We start from the raw sequence: 20090 nt of genomic DNA on the forward strand, positions 1-20090 counted from the left end.
TCGATTACATTCAAAAGCCCTTCGATCCCGAGATCCTGAAAAAAAAGGCCGAAAGATTTCTCGAGCTTCACAAAGACAAGAAGCGGATTTTGTTCCAGCGTACTCAGGCGGAGTTACGCGTGGCCCAGCGTACCGCCGAACTCGAAGTGGCGCTCACAGCCGCGACCGTGGCCGAACAAGCCAAGGCGAATTTCCTCGCCAACATGAGCCACGAACTCAGGACTCCTCTCCACGGCATCATCGGACTCACAGAAAACATGCTTGCCGATGGACTTTCGGATCCGCATCAAGATTCCGCGAGCAGTGTCATCGCTTCCGCCCGTGATCTGGTGGGGCTGATCGACGAAGTGCTGGATTTTGCGAAAGTGGAAGCGGGATACTCCGGACTCGACTCGGTTCCCCTCGACCTGGCCAAGATCGTCAAGGGCGTCGGCGCGCTTCTGCAACCTCGCGCCGACGAGTTGTCTGTCGATTTCAGTGTCGAGGTATCCGACGATATTCCGGCCGGACTGTTCGGAGACCCGTTGCGGGTCAAGAAAGTCGTCTTGAATATGGCATCCAACGCAATCAAGTACAGTGCGGATGCAACGGTCTCGATTGCAGTCGATGTCGCGACCACTCGCGACGGCTGGGTAGCTGCCCAGATTCGATTCGAAGACACCGGAATCGGGATCGACGAGACTGCCATTCCGCATATTTTCGAGAGCTTTGTGCAGGTTGATTCGTCGCCCACACGCAAGTACAACGGGGCAGGGTTGGGCCTGAGCCTCACGAATTCGATCATCGACATCATGCGAGGGACGATCGATGTCCGGAGCAACCTGGGGGAAGGGACGGTGTTCGAAGTTTCTTTTCCGCTCGCCCAAGCGGCCGAAGAACCCTCGAGCGATTCCGCAAAGACAGGACAGAACGCACTCTCTACGCCGGAGATCATCGAGAAACTCCAGGGGATGCGAGTTCTTCTCGCGGAAGACAACATAATCAATCAAAAGGTCGCGGAGCGGGCCCTTCGGCGGATCGGGTGTGAGGTACACCTCGTGTCGGATGGGCTGGAGGCGGTAGAAGCGGCGTCCAACCACGACTTCGATGTGATCCTGATGGATTGGCGCATGCCCAACATGGACGGACTCGAGGCAACGAGGGTCATTCGGGAAACGGCAGCGGGGGAACATCTCCCGATCATTGCGTTGACCGCAAACGCGATGAAGGGAGATCGGGAAACCTGCATGCGGGCGGGGATGACGGACTACCTCTCCAAGCCGATCAACTGGTCCGCCCTCTCGACGCTGCTGATCAACCTGCGCGAGGGCAACGAAGAGCCTGAAAGCTGAGGCCCCGAGCTCCGGTGTCCCGAGTGGCCCGGATCGCTATTCTTTCGCCTCGAACGTGAGGAGCGAAAGCGAGCATGACGAGTGACCCGGCGATCAAAGGCCTGCGACCCGACTCGGTAAGCGACTGGCTCGAGCGCAACGTCGACGGGCTTCGGCCGCCCTTCAGGTTTGAACGCATCATAGGGGGCCACTCCAACCTGACTTACAAGATCAGCGACGCATCCGGTCGTCGCGCCGTATTGCGCAGGCCTCCAACCGGCTCCGTGCTCGCGACCGCACACGACATGGCGCGCGAATACCGAATCGTCACGGCGATCGGACGCAGTAGCGTGCCGGTTCCGACGACCTACGCCCTGTGCGAAGACGTCGAAGTCAACGATGCCCCCTTCTACGTGATGGACTATGTCGAAGGGACCGTGTTGAACGATGCACAGACCACCGAGGCACTGCTCGACGAGTCTGCTCGGCGCAGATTGAGCGAACACACCGCCGAGGTGCTCGCCGATTTGCATGCGATCGACCCCGACACGATCGATCTCGGCGACCTCGCGAAGCGCGAGGACTACATCGCGCGACAACTCAAGCGCTGGAAGGGGCAGTGGGAGAAGAGCAAGACCCGGGAACTGCCGGAGATGGACGAAGTCTTCGCGGGGCTGTCGTCAAACATTCCAAAACAATCGGGTTCGGGAATCGTCCACGGGGACTATCGGCTGGGCAACATGCTGGTCAGCGAAAAGGGGCGCATTCTGGCGCTGCTCGATTGGGAACTCTGCACCCTCGGCGATACCCTCGCCGATGTCGGGTACCTGATGAACAACTGGTTCCAGCCCGACGAGCCGTCGACCGATGGCGCCGCGGCGTTTGGACCGACGTCGATCGGCTGCTTTTCGACGCGCGAAGAGTTCGTGGCCCGCTACTCCGAACTGTCCGGGCGCGAAGTGTCGTCGATCAACTACTACCGGGCATTTCAGTACTGGCGACTCGCCGCGATCGTCGAGGGGGTTCTGTCCCGCTACCTCAAGGGGGTGATGGCGAACGAGGCCGATACGGATGTGTTCCGAAAACAGGTCGACGGTATGGCGATTTCGGCCCTTGAATTGATCCGCGACATCTAGCGAGTCGACGATCGACTAAAAAATCTTCCAGCCTCCCCCCCTGTGGGGTTCTCGTTCCTGGGGGTTTTTATTGCGTGTGGCTCGATGGAAACCTCCCCGATTCGAAGTAGCGAGCTAGAAGTGGTCTACCGAGTTTCAACGATATGAATAGAAGACTCTGCCCGCGACGGCCTTGGACTGCACATGACTCTGGTGTTCGACCGTTCGGAAGCTATTATTCCGCGCCACTGAACCAGGACTGGACGGTGTTGTCCGGGTCACCGGTCTTAGTTTTATCCCCGAATTGAGGTACGTCATGTCGGCTTTGGTAGCCGAAACGGTTCGCAACTACATCGATCTCACCAAGCCGCGTCTCCTCCCGTTGGTCCTGTTCAGTGGACTTCCGGTGATGGGGATGAGCGCCAGTGGCTGGGCTCCAATTCCTTTGATGTGCTGGATTCTGATCGGAATCAGCCTGGCTGCCGCCAGTGCCAACACCCTCAACGCCTATCTCGAGATCGACAAAGATTCGCTGATGGAGCGGACCCGCAATCGTCCGTTGCCGGCCGGGCGAATTGCCCCGCAGAACGCCCTGGTGTTCGGCATCGTTCTCGCTGTGCTTTCCACGTTCTTCTTGTATTGGGTGGGGGGCGCCATCGCTGCGGGCCTGGGCGTCGCGAGCATCCTTTTCTACGTTTTCGTCTATACCATCTGGGTAAAACCGCGTTCGTCTTGGAACGTGGTCGTGGGTGGTGCGGCCGGCGCGGTTTCGCCGCTGATTGCAGACGCAGCGCTCAACGGCACTGTGGGACCTGCAGGACTGAGTCTGTTCGCCCTGGTGTTCTTCTGGCAACCACCCCACGTCTGGGCGATCGCCCTGTATCGCAAAAGCGACTATCAGGCCGCGGGGATTCCGATGCTTCCCAATGTGGTGGGAGATGGGCCCACACGCTGGTGGATGTTGCTCTCCACCTTGTTCCTGGTGCCGGTCGCCCTCGCGCCGGTTGCGTTCGGTCTGATTGGGTCGGTTTATCTGGTCCTATCTCTGATCGCGAATGCATGGTTTATCTGGCACGCCATTCAGGTAGTTCGCCTAAAGACTCTCGATAGTGCGCGCGCCATGTTTCGCGTTTCACTCGGCTACCTGTTCGCCTTGCTGGGGGCAATGTTGGTTGATCTCGCCTTCTTCGGAACTTGATTCTCAGATCACTCGCAAAGGCTACGGCTCACGATTGGCGGGAACCTTGCCGATGAGGCAAATCCCCGGCGGCGAAGGGGGTTTGCAGCGCAGCGAATGTGCAACGATGCGTTGCACCCGAGGTTTCGTCGGGACAAGAATGGTACTTTGCTCGCCGCAATCGACGCACGATCCGCGCGTTCGAACAGCACACGCGAACGTAAAATTTGAACCCCGCGATTTCGCAACACAGGGGACGGCATTGAACAAGAAATTCGCAGCCACGCTCGCAACCGTGGCCTGGAGCGTGCTGACGCTAGCTGTGGCAGGGGTTGCTCTCGCCGATGCCGATTCCAACTCCGAAGCCAACGCGCGCGGAGAGGTTCTGTTCGAACTCTGCAGGCAGTGTCATGGGCAAGAGGGTGAAGGAAAACAACCTTTCCTCGCGCCCGCGATCGCTGGCCTGGACCAGTGGTACATCGAATCCCAACTCAGCAAATTCAAGGCCGGTACTCGGGGACTGCACCCTCAGGATCTCGGCGGCCTGCGCATGTATCCAATGTCGCAATGGTTGGCGAACGAAGCGGACATCAGTGCGGTCGCGGGATTCGTTGCTGGCCTGACCACGGCACCGCCGGTGCCGACCATCGAGGGCGGCGACGCTCACAAGGGTGAGGCTGCGTACGCCCTGTGTGCCGCATGCCATGGCAAGGCGGGCGAGGGCAACAAGGTGATGAATTCACCTCCCCTGCGCGGCATGAGTGACTGGTACCTGATGACGACCCTGCAGAAGTTCAAGGACGGAGTGCGGGGCAGCAACGCCGAGAATCCAACCGAAATGATGATGCGCGGTATGGCGATGAGCCTGACCGACGAACAGGCGATGAAAGATGTCATCGCCCACATCATGACGCTGAAATAGAAAAAGGTCAGAGACTCCATGGCAAAAACGTATTCGCCCGAAGAACTGGCCAAACGAATCTTCTACCTCTCGATGGCGGCCCTTGGATCCTTCATCGCCGTCGTCTTCATTTTCATTCTCTAGGGGCGAAATCGCATGGTCTCTTACTTCATACCGGCTCTTTCGACCTACGCAGGGGATATCGATTTCATCATCGATTTGATCTTCTGGCTGGTGGGCTTCTGGTTCCTCCTCAGCGAAGGAGTTTTTTTCTGGCTGATCGTCCGTTACCGCAAGAAGGAAGGGGTTCCGGCCGAGTACATCACGGGTGAAACGCCGGAACAGAAGCGCTGGATCACGATCCCCCACTTTCTGGTTCTATTCTGCGACATCTTCATTTTGTACTACGCAATTGCCGCCTGGTATGAGGTGAAGCAAAACTTGCCCGAACCCCAGGCCACAGTCCGAGTGATTGGCCAGCAATGGGCGTGGACCTTCGTGCATGAAGGCCCGGACGGAAAGTTCGATACTGCAGACGACATCACCGAGATGAACGAGCTTCATATCGAGGTGGACAAGCTCTACCACTACAAGTTGTCGGCCACCGACGTGCTGCACAGCTTCTCGGTGCCGGTCTTTCGACTCAAGCAAGACGCGATTCCCGGTCGTGTGATCACCGGTTGGTGGGAGGCCACGGGAACCGGTGAATTTTCGATCCAGTGCGCGGAGCTCTGTGGCATCGGCCATGCGCTGATGGGGGCTCGGATCTTCATCGAAACACCCGAGCGGCATGCGGCCTGGCTGGCGGAGCAGTCGTCCGTCGAGTACGCGGCCCTTACGCCGTCACAGTCGGTGAAGGAGTAGAGATGGCGGAGTCGATTCCCCATGGTGTAGACGCGGCTCATGACGATCACGGTGATCATCATCAGCAGTCGTTCTGGCAGAAGTACATTTTCTCGACCGATCACAAGATGATCGCCATGCAGTACATGTTCACCGGCATGGCCATGGGCTTGGTCGGTGCCTTCATGGCCTATACGTTCCGCATGCAGTTGGCGTTTCCCGGGGATCTGGTTCCGGGTTTCGGCCTCGTGACCCCCGCCAACTACAACGCGCTCGTTACCAATCACGGCACGATCATGATCTTTTGGGTCGCAATGCCGGTGTTGCTCGCGGCTTTCGCCAACTTCTTGATCCCGCTGATGATCGGCTGCGATGACATGGTCTTTCCCAAGATCAATCGCCTTTCGTATCAGATCTTCTTGCTCAGTACGATCGTGTTGATCGCCTCCTTCTTCGTGGAGGGCGGAGGCTTTGGTGGCGGCTGGACCGCCTATCCGCCGCTGTCCGGGAAGCCCATCTACAACCTCACGCCTTTGGGCTGCACCCTCTGGGTCATCGCCGTAGGCTTGGAGTTCATCGCCTTCCTGCTCGGTGGGATCAACTTCATCACCACCACCATGAATGCTCGTGCTCCGGGCATGAAACTCTATGACATTCCGATCGTGATCTGGATGATCGTGATCGCGAGCATCTTGTTCATGCTCTCCGTGGGTCCGCTGATTGCCGGTGCCATCATGCTGGTGTTCGACCAAACACTGGGGACAGCGTTCTTTGACCCGGACAAGGGCGGAGATCCCGTTTTGTGGCAGCACCTGTTCTGGTTCTTCGGACATCCCGAGGTCTACGTTGTCCTGATGCCCGCAATTGGGATCACAGCGGAGATCATTACGGTGTTCGCGCGCAAGAAGCTGTTCGCCTACAAGACCGTGCTCCATACGGCGTTTGGTACCGGCGTGTTGAGCTTTACCGTCTGGGCCCATCACCAGTTCATTTCGGGGATCGACCCCCGTATGGCCAACGTCTTTACCGTGACGACCTTGCTCATCTCGATCCCGATTGCAGAAATGATGTTCGTCTACATCGCTACGCTCTACGGCGGGGCCATTACCCTGACCACACCCATGTTATGGGCCCTGGCGTTCATTGCGGAGTTCTTGATCGGTGGCGTCACGGGGATTTTCCTCGGAGCGAGTGGCGCAGATATCTACTTCCACGACACCTACTTTGTGCTCGCCCACTTCCACTACACGTTCTATCCGATTGCCATCATCGGGACCTTTGCGGGATTTACCTTCTGGTTTCCAAAGATGTTCGGCAAAATGATGAACGAAACCCTGGGCAAGATTCACTTCTGGGGCACGATCATTCCGTTCAACTTGATCTTCATCCCTCTGTTCGTGCTCGGAGCGGCGGGGCAGCACCGGCGGATCTACGACTACACCGGCTTCCCGGAGTTGGCCAAGTACCAGGATGTTCGGGTGTTCGCGACGATGGCCTTGCTGGTCATGCTCGCGTTCCAGTTGGTGTTCTTCTACAACTGCCTCATCAGCTGGCGCAGTGGCAAGAAGGCCGGCAACAACCCGTGGAATTCAAATACCCTGGAATGGACCACCAGCTCACCCCCAGGTCATGGAAACTGGAAGGAACTTCCCACGGTCTATCGCGGTCCTTACGAATACAGCACACCGGGTCGCGAAGAAGACTTCTGGCCCCAAAACGTTCCCAACTAGACGGGAATGCTTGTCGAGCCCTCGATGCCGCAAGGATCAGGGGTTCGAATAGGAATGTGAATCACGCATGAGACCGATTGCCAATACTCGTAGCGGTTCAGGGATTCCCACCGGACTACTGGCGGTCTGGTGGATTGTCGGGTCCGAAATCGTAATCTTCGGCGGCATCCTCGCGTCCTACATCATGGGACGCCTGGCCCACGATGCCTGGGCCATTCAATCCGCCAACACCAATACCTGGATCGGCGCGACAAATACCCTGGTGCTCCTGACCTCGAGTTTGACGGCCGTGCTCGCGCACAAGGCGGCAGAAGAGGGCAACGGAAAGCTGGCGGCCCAGCGGCTCTACATGACCGTGGGTGGCGCGCTCACCTTTGTCTGCATCAAATCATTCGAATGGAACATGGAGATCAGCCACGGTTTTACGATTACGGCGAGCCCGTTTTGGTCGTTCTACTACCTCGCCGGGGGAGTCCATGCTCTACATGTGATCGGCGGGGGCATCATCATGCTCATCGTGGCTCACAAGGCCAAGAAGAACATGGAACTTCATCGGGTCGAATTGATCGGGATCTACTGGCACTTTGTCGATCTCGTCTGGATCTTCCTGTTTCCGCTGCTTTACATTGCCAAGTAAGCTGCGAGCAAAGCCAAGCCAAAGGGTGAACAATGTCTGAAGACGGACACCACACAAATTATGTCAAGATCTGGGCAATCCTGGTTGTCCTGCTGGGGATCAGCGTCGTCGGGCCGATGGCGGAGATCCGCTGGCTTACACTGGTCACGGCATTTGGGATTGCCTGTGTAAAGGCCTATTTGGTCGCTGATAAATTCATGCACATCAACCAGATGCCCAAGTTCGTGAATTACATCGTCGTCACGTGTCTGGTTTTCATGTTGCTGTTTTTCGCCGCGACCGCTCCAGACATCATGAACGACAGAGGCAGCAATTGGGTGAAGCCCACCTGGATCGCAGGGACTGAAAACGACTGGGTGACGGTGGGAATGGACCATCACGGTGAAGCGGCTGCTGATCTTGGTGAAGGCCATGGCGAAGGTCATGGCGAAGATCATGGTGATCATCACGGCGGGGCGCACTAAGCCATGGAGGGCGTGATGACGGTGCGAGGTGCTCAACCTCCGGAGACGCCGGGGAGTGATCGCGAGCTGATTCCCAACGGTCTGTTCGGCATGGTGCTGTTCGTATTGGCCGAGGGGATGTTATTCGCCGGTCTGATCAGCGCCTTTGAAATCATGCATTCTGCCGCCATAGTCTGGCCACCGCCGGATCAACCCCGGCTCCCGGTGGAAGCCACCGCGTTCAACAGTCTGGTGCTACTGACGAGTGGCTTTTTTCTGTTCCGGGCCCATCGGGCCTTCCACCGCGGCGATCGTGGCAATATGCTGCGCCCGATGACCATTGCGCTGGGGCTCGGCGTCTTTTTCGTGCTCTTTCAGGGGTTCGAATGGATCCAGCTCATCAGTGAGGGATTGACGCTTTCGTCGAGCAGTCTCGGCGGTTTCTTTTATCTCATAGTGGGGATGCATGCCCTGCACGCCATCGGGGCCATTGGACTGCTCGGATACGCGACCGTTCACTTGCGCCGCGGTTGGCTCACGCCGAGCTTGTTCGGCGCCACAGAAGTTTTTTGGTTCTTCGTGGTTGCGGTCTGGCCAGTGCTATACGGTGTGGTTTATTTGCGATGAAGAGCGCGATGAAGAGCGCGATGAAGATTGCGATGCAAAGAACTTCGACTCTCAACGGGATCTCGGGAGCCTGCGCTGCCGGCGTGCTGATCGCGCCCGGCATCAGTGCTGCCTGTTCGGTGTGCATGACGGGTCGCGAGGACGAGACCCGCATCGCATTCGAACTCATGACGGCCTTCATGACCGTGATCCCGTTCGTGTTGGCGGGCGGGGTTTTCTGGTGGCTGCGCGACCGCCTGAAAGAGATCGAAGCCGGTCATGAGCGGGCTCGCGCGGCCAGCATCGAAGACCATTCTCGCGACAGCCGGCTCGCTTCGGGGTTCGTCGCGGTCAAAGCCGCCGGCGATCGCTAGCCCACGCCTTCGCGCCGTCCCCCTGGGACGCCCCACACCCAGACAGATCGTTCGATAGACTCTGGCCGACGCTTTTCTCACTGCCCGGGGGACCGATGTCCAGCCCGCACGCCAGCACCGCTGCAACCTCACCGAGGTCGTCGAACGCGACGCGGGAGCGGATACTCGATGAGGCCGAGGTACTGTTCGCGAACAGTGGGTTCGCCGGCACCAGCGTGCGCGATATCGCCACCGCCGCGGGTTTGACGCCGGCCAGTCTCTACAACCATTTTTCGAACAAGGACGCGCTGTACCGGGCCGTGCTAGCGCGAGGTGTAGAACCCCTGATCGAGCGACTCGGTCAACTCTCCGAAAGCCAGGATCTGCGCGAGACCGCACCCCACATCATTGAAGGCGTGATGGAACATCTCGCCGCGCATTCGCATCTTCCGCGCTTGATCGCACTCGAAGCCGCCACCGGGGGTGAGCATCTGAGCGAACTCGCCAGGGATTGGATTCGCCCGATGATCGAGCGAGGCAAGGCGGCGATCGAGAGCGAGTGGGCAGCCGGTCATTCGCCGTGGACGCCCGACGAGGCCTCGCTGGTGATCACCGCCTGGTTGCACCTCGTCTTCGGTCATTTCTCGATGGCGCCGCTGTTGAAGGAAGTCCTCGGACGAGATCCGCTTTCCAAGGAATGTCTCGCGGATCAATCTCGCTTCCTGCTCAAACTGGCGCGCGTCATGGCCATGCCCCGGGAACGTAGAGTCGGAGAAAACCGAACCATGACGGATCTCGCCTCGCGGGATTTCGTGCCGTTTACGAGCAAAACGCCGACGCTGAAAGGCGAACCCCTCAGCTCCCTCGCGAAGCAACTGGGCAATGACTGGGCGGTGATCGAGGACCATCATCTCGAGAAACGCTACGGGTTCACAAATTTTCGCGATGCGTTGGCGTTCACCAATCGTGTGGGCGAACTCGCCGAGAGCATGAATCACCACCCGGATGTCGAGTTGGGTTGGGGGCGCGTCAAACTCACGATCTGGAGTCACGACGCCGGTGGGTTGACCGAGTCTGACTTCATCTGGGCCGCCAAGGCGGACGCGTTGCTCTGAGCTGCGGCGCCCATTCAGTCTTGTTGACAATTTCTATTCGACGAGCGCAGGCCGCCAGGCTTCTAGCCGATCAGCCCTCGTGATAGGTGGTGTGGCTGGGTCGGCCGGCGAGCACGTTCGCAAGGCCCCAACTCGTGACCTTCTTGAAGGATTCCGAGGCGATGAAATCATTGAAGGCCGATTCGTCCTGCCAGCGGGACACGATCAAGTACTGAGCGCTCTCCTTGATGTCCACTCGCCGGAAGATCTGCGAGTTGTCGTGGCCCTCGGCTCCGTTCATGATGTCGAGAACTTTCTTGCAGGCGCTCTCGAATACTTCTTCTTTGCCGCTGATGACGTCGTAGTTCATTCCGATAGTAACCATGGCGCAGAGGGTAGCGCCGAATAGTCGTGCCGCGAGATGCGAGAATGGGCTCGCGGTGCAATCCTCTAGGGAATGACTGCGAAACACGCGCGCGAGCAATTTTTCGCCCTGATTCAACGCCGCGATGCTGCGATTGATCTGGCGGAAGCCTGCTTCTGGATTTCTGCCGAAGCGAACCCGGCGCTCGACGTGGAGCGCTATCAAGCCAGGCTCCTCGATCTGGCCGACGGAGTGCGTTCGCGGCTGCTGGCTTCGAACCCACTCGAAGAAAGAGTCGCGCTGCTCACCCAGTATCTTTTTGCCGAAGAAAAGTTTCGCGGCAACCGCGGCGACTTCTACGATCCGGGCAACAGCTATCTGGACTGCGTGCTCGATCGTCGTACCGGTATCCCCATCACGCTCTCGATTCTCTGGCTGGCCGTGGCGCAGCGACTCGAAATTCCAGCCTATGGAGTGGGCTTTCCTGGGCACTTCCTGGTCGGGGTTACGGGCGAGACGCCCGGGGATTCGCCGATCTTCGTGGACGCATTCTCCGGAACGTTATTGAGCTCCGACGACTGTCGGGCGCGTCTGCACGATATGTCGGACGGTGAGATTCGCTTCGAACCCAGCATGCTCGCGGCGACGAGCCCGCGCCAGATTCTCTCGCGGGTGTTGCGCAATCTGAAGCAGATTCACATTCAGGCTTCAGACTTTCGGCAGGCGATCACTTGTATCGATCGCATCCTCATGTTGGAGCCCGATCAAGCGAGCGAGCTGCGGGATCGCGGGCTGCTGCACCGCGCGCTCGAGTGCTGGACTTCGGCGCGAGAAGATCTCGAGCGCTTCGTCGCGCTCGCTCCCGACGCGGCGGGGGAGGTGGGGCTGCGCAACGTTCTCGAGGAACTGCAAGATCGCACCGCGCACATTCACTAGACACGGTTCCGACGGTTCCTGCAACGAGAATGGTGCGCCGAATACCTACGCGGATGGTGCCGATGAATCCGATCGGGTGGATCGAAGCGTGAGCTCCGTGATCTCGGATCGGGTGCCGAGGCGCATCGGGGGACCCCAGAAGCCCGTGCCACAGCTTACGTACAGCTGGCTTGCACCGGCGCGGTAGTGACCCGCCACCCAGGGCACCGACGCTCGCACGACCCAGCGAAACGGCCAGATTTGTCCGCCGTGAGTGTGACCGGAGAGCTGGAGGCCGACGCGTTCTTTGCTGGCGCGTTTGAAAGTCGATGGATCGTGGGCGAGCAATACGACGGCCCGATCGGGGTCAACTTTGCTCAGGGCGAGGCTGAGGTCTTCGCCGCCGCCGCCATCCAGCATGGCGCCATGGGGATCATCGACGCCGACCAGTTCGAATTGCGCTCCATCGCTGCCGATGCTGACCGATCGATTGCGCAACGTGTGCCATCCGTACGAAGTGAGCAGCGATACCCAGTCGTCCGCGCCGGAATAGAAATCGTGGTTTCCGGTGACGAAATAGATGCCGTGGTCTGCGCGCAGCCCGCGGAACGGTTCGACCTGGCTCGCAATGCGCTTGACTCTGCCGTCGACCAGATCCCCAGTGACGACGATCAGGTCTGGCTCGAGCGCGTTTACGCGTTCGGTCACCAGAGCCGAAAACCGTTCGTCGAGCAACGGCCCGATGTGAACGTCTGAGATCTGGACGATGCGAAAGCCTTCGAGCGACTCGGGAAATCGTTCGAGGGCGATCTCGATTCGTTTTGTGATCGGGGGTTCGAGGCCGATTCGCAGGGCGGCCAGCGAAGCCACCAGGGTGACCCCGACAACGAGCAGAGCGCGTCCGCGAAGGAAGGGGAGTGATGTGAAGAGATCTCTTGACTCGGTTGCGAAAAGCGTCAGCACGCCGGTTGCGAGATCGAAGAAGGCGGTCGTGAGGAACAGGTAGAAGAGCACGCCCAGCCACACGTACGCGGTCCAGGACAGTCCCTTGGAGATCACCCCCAGACGCCGTCTCAAGAAGCCCTGAGCGATCAATGCGCCCAGACCCAGGGCCATCGTCGCAACCGCGACTCCCGCAACACCAGGGGGCCAGGAGGGATCGAGTGCGATGCGTTTCACAATGTAATAGTGCGCGCCGCCCAGCACCGAGAGAAAGATCACGAGAAACATCATCCCCGCGACGAACTTGCGATTAGGCAATTTCATTGGCCGTCCATGATTTTTACAGCGCGTATTCGTTTCGGGATATAGCACGACTTGTCCCGAGATTCGGCGCGCGGGTTCACAATCCGATATGCTCGCCGGCAAACGAGGATTGCAATGCCCCCCCGACAGTCAGATCCGCGACCAATCTTCCATATCCCGCAGCAGGGCGAATCAGTCGCGCTCTTTTCGCTGGGCCAGCTGATCCGTCACAAGCGTTTCGGTTATCGCGGGGTGGTGGTCGACGTGGACGCGACCTTCCAGTTGACCAACGAGTGGTACGATCAGATCGCGCGCTCTCGACCTCCGAAAGATCAACCCTGGTATCACGTGCTGGTCGACGAATCCGACACCACGACCTACGTTGCAGAGCGCCATCTGCAAGGAGAAACGTCGATGGAGCCGATCCGACATCCGCTCCTCATCCAGTATTTTTCCCGCTTTCGCGACGGTCGCTACGAAGTCGATTCCCAGGCCAACTGATCCCGGAGCGCAGACTCCCAGTGCACTCCAACTTAGTGCACCGTGATGTTGATGACCTTTGAAGACAGCGGTGGGTTGTGGGGAATGTGTCGATAGTCACCGAGCAGTAGTTGCAAGGTGTGCTTGCCCGGCTTGAGTTCGAGACTCACCTGGGTCTGTCCGCCGCCGAAGTGTCGATGGTTGGCGTCCTTCGGAATCGCAAACTCGAGATTCGGTAGCGGTACGTCGACGATCAAATGGTGATGCCCGGTTTTTTCCCTGTCTACACCGGCTGGTGCGACGCCCATGCCGGCCAGACCGAATTTTACGATCACAGGGCTCGTCACCATGTCCCCGTCCTTCGGTGAGATGATTTCCAGGTTGGCGCCCTTGGCAGAAGGCGTCACGTCGCCCTTCATCGGCTCATTGGCTCCGAGTAGATTGGGGAAACCGAGCGCGAGGGCCAGAATCGAGATCATCGTTGAAGCTCGAGATCTCGCGGCCCGGGGCGAGGCGGCTGGTACTGAAATTGGGTTGCCTTTTCTCGTGATCATGTTGTTTCCTCCGCGCGCGAGCATACCGACTCCTGCCGGAATTGTGCAATTTTGATTGCGTCTATGGGGCTACACTGGGAGCCGGGTCACTCGAAACCCAGAGGAATGGCGACCGTGAATCTTCATCTGATCGACGGCACCTACGAATTGTATCGCTCGTACTACGGCGCACCCAAGGCCCGCGGGCCAAAGGGAAACGAGGTCGGTGCGGTGCGAGGGCTGCTGCGCTCGATGATGGCGCTGTTGCGCAGCGACGACGTCAGCCATGTTGCGATCGCCTTTGATCACGTGATCGAGTCCTTTCGCAACCAAATGTTCGACGGTTACAAGACGGGGGAGGGGATCGAGCCCGAACTGTGGGCGCAATTCTCATTGGCGGAGCGCGCTGCGGAAACCCTCGGGATGGTGGTGTGGCCTATGGTCGAATTCGAGGCAGACGATGCGATCGCCACCGCGATCGAGCGCTTCAAGAAAGTCGCTGGGGTCGAACGGATCTACATCTGTTCGCCGGACAAAGATCTCGCCCAATGTGTGGAGGGCGAGCGAGTCGTGCTCTTCGATCGCATGCGGGACCGCATCATCGACGAAAAGGGCGTCTGGGAAAAGTGGGGTGTGGGGCCGCAGTCCATCCCCGATCTTTTGGGCCTGATGGGGGATCGCGCCGACGGGATCCCCGGGATCCCGCGCTGGGGCCAGAAGTCGTGCGCGAGTGTCCTGAGCGTGTACGGCAGCATCGAGAATATTCCCGAAGACGTCGAAGCATGGAACCTGACGGTTCGCGGAGCCAAGGCTCTTTCGGAAAATCTCAACGCCCAGCGCGAGGAGGCAGCCCTCTACAAGAAACTCGCGATCTTGCGGCGAGATGTGCCTTTGGACGAAACGCTGTCGGATCTCGAGTGGAAGGGCGCCCGTCGCGACGAACTCAACGAATTTCTGACGGAGATCGGAGCGGAACGGGAACTTGCGCGGGTGACTCGATTTCAAGAATAGCTTCGCGACGGCGGCGCATTGACCCCGCGAACTATTGCCCCATGAAGTTCAGGAACACTTCGAGCGACGTGACCCGCAACATGGGGTTGGTCGCTTTTTGCTCTCCCATCGTGGATTGGCCTTCGGAGGAGTAGAGATGTCCGGGAAACAGCAGGGTCTCGTCCGGAAGCTTCTTCAACGTGTGGTTCAGGCTGTGGTACATCGCTTCGGGATCGCTTCCCGGTAGATCGACCCGGCCGCAGCTGCCGAGGAAGAGGGTGTCGCCGGAAACCAGCTGGCCGGCTTGATTGGTTTCCTCGATCAGAAAGCACTGGGAACCCGGTGTATGGCCCGGAGTGTGGATCAACCTGATGCCGATGCCGCCCAGTTGAATGACATCGCCTCCGTCGTGTGTCACCAGTTCACTTTCGGGAATGCCCGACACCTGAGCAACTCCAGGGGCCTCGTGCTTGTTGACGTGGACCGGCCCGGGATTGAGTTCGAGAAGTTCGTTCAAGCCGGGGATCGTGTGTCCAAACAAGCTGCCACCGATGTGATCCTGGTGGTAGTGGGTCACGAGGGAGCCCACGATCGTCATGTCGTCGTTTTTGGCGATGTCGAGCAGCCCCGGGATATCCCAGGCGGGGTCGACGACCATGGCCTCGCGCGCCGACCGGCTGCCAATCAGGTATACGAAGTTGGCCATCTCGCCCAGTTGAATCTGGCGAAAGTAGAGATCGGATGTTTCGCTCATCGGCTGGCCTCGTGTGCGTGTTCTTGTGTGTGGGTCTTGTACGGAATTGTTTTGCGGACTAGAAGTTGTCCTTCAACGTCCGCCGGCGACCCAACTCCTGCGCGTCGCTCGAACGCATGAACGGGTTGGTCGCCTTTTCTTCGCCGATCGTCGATGGGATGGTCATTTCTGCCGGGGTCGCATCGTGCCAATCGGCAGCGGCGTTCTTTCGAATTTCGCTCACCCTGGCGAGCTTTTCGGCAATCGCAGCATTGTCGGGTTCCACATGTGCGGCGAAGCGAAGGTTTGCCTCAGTGTATTCATGCCCGCAGAAGACGCGCATATCGTCGGGAAGGGCGGCGAGTTTTTCGCACAGAGCGGTGTACATCATCTGGGCATCGCCCTCGAACAAGCGACCGCAACCGCCGGCGAACAGCATGTCGCCACTGAACAGCGCCTTGGCTTCATCGAACACATAGGCGACGTGTCCCATCGTATGGGACGGGATGAAGAGCACCCGCGCGGTCTGCTGGCCAATTTCGACCGTATCGCCCTCATCCACGCCGTGCGTAAAACCCGCCAGGCGCCCGGAATCGCTGTGATGCCCGTATACCGGCACGTCGTAGCGCTTGGCGAGTTCGGGGTTGGCCATCGCGTGGTCGGGATGGTGATGGGTCGAAAGGATCTTGCTGACCGTAACCCCGAGCTGTTCGACTCGGCGGATTACCGGGTCGGCCTCGGGGGCGTCGATGATGGCGGCTTCCCGGGTTTTCTCGCAGATCGCGAGATAGGTGTAGTTGTCGCTGAAGGTCGGAATGCACTCGATTTGTAAATTCACGGCCCGAGGTTAGCAGCAAGGAGGGCTGCTAGTCTCCCCATTCGAGGGATGAGTGAAGGAGATTCGACGGTGAAAATCTACACCCGGCGGGGCGACCGCGGAGAGACCGACTTGTTCGGTGGCGGGCGGGTTGCAAAGGACGATATTCGCGTCAGCGCGTACGGCGATGTGGACGAACTCAATGCCTGCGTCGGCGTGGCTGCGGCTGCGACCGATGACAAAGATCTGCGCGCGTTCGCGCAGGAAATTCAGAGTTCGCTTTTCGATCTGGGGTCGCAGCTCGCCACGCCCCGGGCAAAACCCGTGAAGGATCAAAAAAACAAAGCGCCCACCGTCGACCCGGCTCAAATCGAAGAACTCGAGCGCGAAATTGACCGACTCGAAGAAGAACTCGAACCCCTGACCAGTTTCATTTTGCCAGGAGGCTCCCCCGCGGCGGCGGCATTCCATCACGCCCGCACCGTGTGCCGGCGCGCGGAGCGGAGCAGCGTGGCGCTCGATCGAGCGGAACCGCTGGATCCCGCGATCATTCAGTACCTGAACCGGCTTTCCGACTTGTTGTTCACGATGGCCCGGGTTGCGAACGCCCGGGCGGGTTTGCCGGACGTGCCTTGGATCGGGCGAGAGCGTTAGCAGCCTGCGGGCTCAGGCCCCTCGGAGCTTGTCTTCGATCGCGCTGGATAGCTGGCGCAAAATTGCAGGAACGGCTTGCTTCGCTTCGGCGCGAAGTGTCTGGATCACCGCGTCCCGCCCCCCGAGCGCCTCGATGCCGTGGCTTCCGTAGCGTTCCATCACTGCGTTCAACAGCCAATCGGTTCGGCCCTCGGCCAGACGCGCCGCGAGGGTGTCGCTAACCTCGAGGTATTTACGGTGGGCGAAGAGCGCCTGGACAATTGCGTCGATCCCGACGGAATCCCGCGCACTCGCGAGCAGTGCCGGAGGCGTCCAGGCGCCAGGCTTTGCATCGATCAGGCCCAGGCCACCCAGAAGTTCGCTCTGCGTGCGTTCGGCCGCGGGCCCCATGTCCGCTTTGTTCACGACGAAGATGTCGGGCATTTCAATCAAACCCGCTTTCATGAACTGGACGCTGTCGCCGGTACCGGGTTGGGTCACGAAGGTGAGGGTGTGGACCAGGTTCACGACCTCCGCTTCGGATTGTCCGACCCCGACGGTTTCGACAATGACCACGTCAAATGCGGCGGCGAGGATCTCGATCCCGGCCCGGGTCGACCCCGACAACCCACCCAGGCGATTTCGCGCGGCCATCGAGCGCAAATAGACGCCCGGGTCTCCCGAGGCAGAGCGGACCCGCAAGCGGTCTCCGAGCAGGGCTCCTCCGCTCTTCTTGCTGGATGGATCGACGGCGATAATGCCGACGCTGTGATCCGAGCGGCGCAATTCCCGCACCAATGCGTCGATCAAACTCGACTTGCCCACGCCCGGTGCGCCGGTGAACCCGACCCGCATCGCGCCCGCGTCGTGACTTTCGTCGTGGCCTTCGAGTTCTGCGAGCAGCACGTCCGCCATTTCGCGCTGGGCGGGGCGCTCGTCTTCGACGAGATTCATCGCCTCGGCGACCGCGGCGCGGTCTCCCGATCTGAGCCTGCGCGCTAGTTCAATCGGCATTTGCAGCTTCGGACAAGTGGGCTTCGGCGATGGTTTCCACGATCTCAGCCATGATGCGGGTCAGGTCGTAGTCGCGCGGGGTGTAGACGTGTCGCACGCCTGCGGCGCGCAACGTGTCGGCGTCGTCTTCAGGGATGATTCCACCGACGATTACCGGCAGGTGGCCAATGCCAGCCTGTTTGAGCCCCTCGAGCACATCGATTACCAGCACGCAGTGAGAGCCCGAGAGAATCGACAGGCCGATCGCGTGGACGCCTTCATCGTGAGCAGAGGCGACGACTTCGGCGGGGGTCAGGCGAATGCCGTCGTAAACGACTTCCATGCCGACGTCCCGGGCCTTTACGGCAATCTGCTCTGCACCATTGCTGTGTCCATCGAGCCCGGGTTTGCCGACCAACAATTTGATCCTGCGTCCGAGCGCCTTGGAAACTTCATCGACGCGTTTGCGCACATCGCTGGTCATGCCGGTTGCCTCCCCGGTGTCGCGGATCACGATGCCTGTGGGTGCCCGATATTCGCCAAAGATCGCTCGAAGCACGTCGGTCCATTCGCCGGTCGTCACACCGGCTTTGGCGGCGCGAATCGAAGCAGGCAGTACATTGTCGGCGCTTGTTGCGACATCGTGTAGATGCTGGAGCGCGCTCTTGACCTCGCTTTCGCTTCGCGTGGCGCGGAATGCATTCAGACGTTCGATCTGCTCGTATTCGGCATTCTCATCGATCGAGAGAATGGAAGCCTGGCTTCCTCCCGCCGTGAGCGGTGACTCCTCACCCTCGGTGAACGCGTTGACGCCCACCAGCATCTGTTCGCCAGATTCGATGTTTCGTATCCGTATCGTGTGGGATTCGACCAGCCGTTGCTTCATATAGGCGTTCTCGACCGCCGCGACCGCGCCCCCCATGTCGAGCACCTTCTGAAGTTCGGCGCGGGACTCTTCCACCAATTGAGCCGTGCGCTCCTCGATCACGACCGATCCCTCGAAGATATCGGGATACTCGAGCAGATCCGTTTCGTAGGCGAGGATCTGTTGGATGCGCAGGGACCATTGCTGATCCCAGGGTCGCGGCAACCCGAGCGCTTCGTTCCACGCGGGCAACTGCATCGCCCGGGCTCGAGCGTTTTTCGAAAGCGTCACCCCCAGGGCTTCGAGGGTGATGCGAATGGCGTTGTTTTCGGGTTGGGCTTCGGTCAGCCCCAGGCTGTTGACCTGAACGCCGTAGCGAAATCGCAGGAGCTTCGCGTCGGTAATGCCGTAGCGTTTGCGACCGATTTCCTCCCAAAGTTGGGTCATCGCGCGGCACTTGCAGGTTTCTTCCACAAAGCGAATGCTCGAGTTCAAGAAGAAGGAAATGCGGCCAAAGACGCGCGGAATCGCCTCCGACGGCACATCGTCTCGGGCGACCACAGCGTCCAACAGGGCCAGCGCGGTAGCCATCGCGTACGCGATCTCCTGGACCGGCGTCGCCCCCGCTTCCTGCAGATGGTAGGAGCAGACGTTGACCGGGTTCCAGCCGGGGATCGCCTCCACCGTGTAGGCGATCATGTCCGCCGTCATGCGCACCGACGCCTCCGGCGGAAATATGTAGGTTCCCCGGGAGAGGTATTCCTTGATGATGTCGTTCTGGGTCGTGCCCTTGAGCGAACTCGGCGCCACTCCCTGGCGCTCCGCGACGGCGATGAGCAAGGCGAGCAGCCAGTTGGAAGTCGCGTTGATGGTCATCGAGGTATTCATCTGATCCAGCGGGAGTTCGCTGAACAGGGTGCTCATGTCATCGATGTGACAGATCGGCACCCCGACCTTCCCGACCTCACCCCGGGCGAGGGGGTGGTCGGAGTCGTAACCTGTCTGGGTCGGGAGATCGAAGGCCACCGACAAACCGGTCTGCCCTTTGGCGAGGTTCGTTCGGTAGAGTTCGTTGCTCTTGGCCGCAGAGGAGTGGCCCGAATACGTGCGTATCACCCACGGGCGATCTTTTTTCTGGGCGGGCATTCGAGTCTCCGGTAGTCGCCTGGGCGTGGCCAAAATGGAGGCCAGCACGATCGTAAGTGTTCGGGAAGATTAACGAAACGTAAATTTCGTGGCAACCGTTCGGGGTCGCTCCCGAGCGCTTTACTGGCTCGACAGGGCCAATCTCGACTCAGTCTCTTCCCGCTGGG

General features: G+C 59.6%; 22 protein-coding genes. 15 read left to right on the top strand and 7 right to left on the bottom strand.

What is annotated here, in order from left to right; translation table 11 throughout:
- Positions 1-119 precede the first annotated feature (119 nt).
- The 11 genes from IH881_10015 (at position 120) to IH881_10065 (ending at position 10230) form a co-directional block, all read left to right on the top strand.
- Positions 120-1331, top strand: coding sequence for a response regulator (locus IH881_10015; protein ID MCH7868018.1), 1212 nt, complete (start codon positions 120-122; stop codon positions 1329-1331).
- Between the two features lie 74 nt (positions 1332-1405).
- The gene (locus IH881_10020) at positions 1406-2446 is read left to right on the top strand and encodes a phosphotransferase family protein (protein MCH7868019.1); all 1041 of its coding nucleotides are present in this window, start codon (positions 1406-1408) and stop codon (positions 2444-2446) included.
- Between the two features lie 295 nt (positions 2447-2741).
- Complete coding sequence (locus tag IH881_10025) at positions 2742-3623, top strand: protoheme IX farnesyltransferase (GenBank protein ID MCH7868020.1); 882 nt, start codon at positions 2742-2744, stop codon at positions 3621-3623.
- A 241-nt stretch (positions 3624-3864) separates the two neighbouring features.
- Positions 3865-4524 (top strand): c-type cytochrome, encoded by a 660-nt coding sequence (locus tag IH881_10030; protein ID MCH7868021.1) that lies wholly within the window; start codon positions 3865-3867, stop codon positions 4522-4524.
- 135 nt (positions 4525-4659) lie between these two features.
- Positions 4660-5367, top strand: coding sequence for a cytochrome C oxidase subunit II (locus IH881_10035; protein MCH7868022.1), 708 nt, complete (start codon positions 4660-4662; stop codon positions 5365-5367).
- A gap of 2 nt (positions 5368-5369) precedes the next feature.
- Positions 5370-7076: a cbb3-type cytochrome c oxidase subunit I gene (locus IH881_10040; GenBank protein MCH7868023.1), complete on the top strand. Its 1707-nt coding sequence runs from the start codon at positions 5370-5372 to the stop codon at positions 7074-7076.
- A gap of 67 nt (positions 7077-7143) precedes the next feature.
- Positions 7144-7713, top strand: coding sequence for a cytochrome c oxidase subunit 3 (locus IH881_10045; GenBank protein ID MCH7868024.1), 570 nt, complete (start codon positions 7144-7146; stop codon positions 7711-7713).
- Positions 7714-7745: 32 nt separating this feature from the next.
- The gene (locus tag IH881_10050; GenBank protein MCH7868025.1) at positions 7746-8177 is read left to right on the top strand and encodes a cytochrome C oxidase subunit IV family protein; all 432 of its coding nucleotides are present in this window, start codon (positions 7746-7748) and stop codon (positions 8175-8177) included.
- A gap of 15 nt (positions 8178-8192) precedes the next feature.
- Positions 8193-8783, top strand: a complete 591-nt coding sequence (locus tag IH881_10055; protein MCH7868026.1) for a heme-copper oxidase subunit III — start codon at positions 8193-8195, stop codon at positions 8781-8783.
- Positions 8784-8791: 8 nt separating this feature from the next.
- Positions 8792-9136, top strand: a complete 345-nt coding sequence (locus IH881_10060; protein ID MCH7868027.1) for a hypothetical protein — start codon at positions 8792-8794, stop codon at positions 9134-9136.
- A gap of 95 nt (positions 9137-9231) precedes the next feature.
- Positions 9232-10230 (top strand): 4a-hydroxytetrahydrobiopterin dehydratase, encoded by a 999-nt coding sequence (locus IH881_10065; GenBank protein MCH7868028.1) that lies wholly within the window; start codon positions 9232-9234, stop codon positions 10228-10230.
- Positions 10231-10300: 70 nt separating this feature from the next.
- Here IH881_10065 and IH881_10070 read toward each other — a convergent pair whose 3' ends face one another.
- Positions 10301-10594, bottom strand: coding sequence for an antibiotic biosynthesis monooxygenase (locus tag IH881_10070; protein ID MCH7868029.1), 294 nt, complete (start codon positions 10592-10594; stop codon positions 10301-10303).
- 72 nt (positions 10595-10666) lie between these two features.
- On the opposite strand from IH881_10070, the gene IH881_10075 reads away from it, so the two are divergent.
- On the top strand, positions 10667-11509 hold the full coding sequence (locus IH881_10075) for a tetratricopeptide repeat protein (protein MCH7868030.1): 843 nt from the start codon (positions 10667-10669) through the stop codon (positions 11507-11509).
- 45 nt (positions 11510-11554) lie between these two features.
- Here IH881_10075 and IH881_10080 read toward each other — a convergent pair whose 3' ends face one another.
- On the bottom strand, positions 11555-12754 hold the full coding sequence (locus IH881_10080) for a metallophosphoesterase (protein ID MCH7868031.1): 1200 nt from the start codon (positions 12752-12754) through the stop codon (positions 11555-11557).
- A gap of 114 nt (positions 12755-12868) precedes the next feature.
- Here IH881_10080 and hspQ point away from each other — a divergent pair, with 114 nt between their 5' ends.
- On the top strand, positions 12869-13234 hold the full coding sequence (hspQ, locus tag IH881_10085) for a heat shock protein HspQ (protein ID MCH7868032.1): 366 nt from the start codon (positions 12869-12871) through the stop codon (positions 13232-13234).
- 32 nt (positions 13235-13266) lie between these two features.
- Here hspQ and IH881_10090 read toward each other — a convergent pair whose 3' ends face one another.
- Positions 13267-13692, bottom strand: coding sequence for a DUF4399 domain-containing protein (locus tag IH881_10090; GenBank protein MCH7868033.1), 426 nt, complete (start codon positions 13690-13692; stop codon positions 13267-13269).
- Positions 13693-13881: 189 nt separating this feature from the next.
- Here IH881_10090 and IH881_10095 point away from each other — a divergent pair, with 189 nt between their 5' ends.
- Complete coding sequence (locus IH881_10095) at positions 13882-14757, top strand: flap endonuclease (protein MCH7868034.1); 876 nt, start codon at positions 13882-13884, stop codon at positions 14755-14757.
- A gap of 31 nt (positions 14758-14788) precedes the next feature.
- On the opposite strand, the gene IH881_10100 is transcribed toward IH881_10095, so the two are convergent.
- Together IH881_10100 and gloB are read right to left on the bottom strand one after the other, a co-directional pair.
- Positions 14789-15490, bottom strand: a complete 702-nt coding sequence (locus tag IH881_10100) for an MBL fold metallo-hydrolase (GenBank protein MCH7868035.1) — start codon at positions 15488-15490, stop codon at positions 14789-14791.
- Between the two features lie 58 nt (positions 15491-15548).
- Complete coding sequence (gene gloB / locus IH881_10105; GenBank protein ID MCH7868036.1) at positions 15549-16307, bottom strand: hydroxyacylglutathione hydrolase; 759 nt, start codon at positions 16305-16307, stop codon at positions 15549-15551.
- Between the two features lie 69 nt (positions 16308-16376).
- Here gloB and IH881_10110 point away from each other — a divergent pair, with 69 nt between their 5' ends.
- Positions 16377-16940 carry a cob(I)yrinic acid a,c-diamide adenosyltransferase gene (locus IH881_10110; GenBank protein ID MCH7868037.1) on the top strand — a complete coding sequence of 188 codons (564 nt, stop codon included), beginning with the start codon at positions 16377-16379 and terminating at the stop codon, positions 16938-16940.
- A 12-nt stretch (positions 16941-16952) separates the two neighbouring features.
- On the opposite strand, the gene meaB is transcribed toward IH881_10110, so the two are convergent.
- Positions 16953-17933: a methylmalonyl Co-A mutase-associated GTPase MeaB gene (meaB, locus tag IH881_10115; protein ID MCH7868038.1), complete on the bottom strand. Its 981-nt coding sequence runs from the start codon at positions 17931-17933 to the stop codon at positions 16953-16955.
- A complete protein-coding gene (locus tag IH881_10120; protein ID MCH7868039.1) occupies positions 17923-19923 on the bottom strand; it encodes a protein meaA in 2001 nt (666 codons plus the stop codon). Before IH881_10120 ends, meaB begins: the two co-directional genes overlap by 11 nt.
- Positions 19924-20090 lie beyond the last annotated feature (167 nt).

This window comes from Myxococcales bacterium (assembly GCA_022563535.1).
Lineage (GTDB): Bacteria > Myxococcota_A > UBA9160 > UBA9160 > UBA4427 > DUBZ01.

Coding starts and splice junctions, on each gene's coding strand:
- IH881_10020 (MCH7868019.1), top strand. CDS start 1,406: ATGACGAGTGACCCGGCGATCAAAGGCCTGCGACCCGACTCGGTAAGC.
- IH881_10025 (MCH7868020.1), top strand. CDS start 2,742: ATGTCGGCTTTGGTAGCCGAAACGGTTCGCAACTACATCGATCTCACC.
- IH881_10035 (MCH7868022.1), top strand. CDS start 4,660: ATGGTCTCTTACTTCATACCGGCTCTTTCGACCTACGCAGGGGATATC.
- IH881_10040 (MCH7868023.1), top strand. CDS start 5,370: ATGGCGGAGTCGATTCCCCATGGTGTAGACGCGGCTCATGACGATCAC.
- IH881_10045 (MCH7868024.1), top strand. CDS start 7,144: ATGAGACCGATTGCCAATACTCGTAGCGGTTCAGGGATTCCCACCGGA.
- IH881_10050 (MCH7868025.1), top strand. CDS start 7,746: ATGTCTGAAGACGGACACCACACAAATTATGTCAAGATCTGGGCAATC.
- IH881_10055 (MCH7868026.1), top strand. CDS start 8,193: ATGACGGTGCGAGGTGCTCAACCTCCGGAGACGCCGGGGAGTGATCGC.
- IH881_10060 (MCH7868027.1), top strand. CDS start 8,792: ATGAAGAGCGCGATGAAGATTGCGATGCAAAGAACTTCGACTCTCAAC.
- IH881_10065 (MCH7868028.1), top strand. CDS start 9,232: ATGTCCAGCCCGCACGCCAGCACCGCTGCAACCTCACCGAGGTCGTCG.
- IH881_10070 (MCH7868029.1), bottom strand. CDS start 10,594: ATGGTTACTATCGGAATGAACTACGACGTCATCAGCGGCAAAGAAGAA.
- IH881_10075 (MCH7868030.1), top strand. CDS start 10,667: ATGACTGCGAAACACGCGCGCGAGCAATTTTTCGCCCTGATTCAACGC.
- IH881_10080 (MCH7868031.1), bottom strand. CDS start 12,754: ATGAAATTGCCTAATCGCAAGTTCGTCGCGGGGATGATGTTTCTCGTG.
- hspQ (MCH7868032.1), top strand. CDS start 12,869: ATGCCCCCCCGACAGTCAGATCCGCGACCAATCTTCCATATCCCGCAG.
- IH881_10090 (MCH7868033.1), bottom strand. CDS start 13,692: ATGATCTCGATTCTGGCCCTCGCGCTCGGTTTCCCCAATCTACTCGGA.
- IH881_10100 (MCH7868035.1), bottom strand. CDS start 15,490: ATGAGCGAAACATCCGATCTCTACTTTCGCCAGATTCAACTGGGCGAG.
- meaB (MCH7868038.1), bottom strand. CDS start 17,933: ATGCCGATTGAACTAGCGCGCAGGCTCAGATCGGGAGACCGCGCCGCG.
- IH881_10120 (MCH7868039.1), bottom strand. CDS start 19,923: ATGCCCGCCCAGAAAAAAGATCGCCCGTGGGTGATACGCACGTATTCG.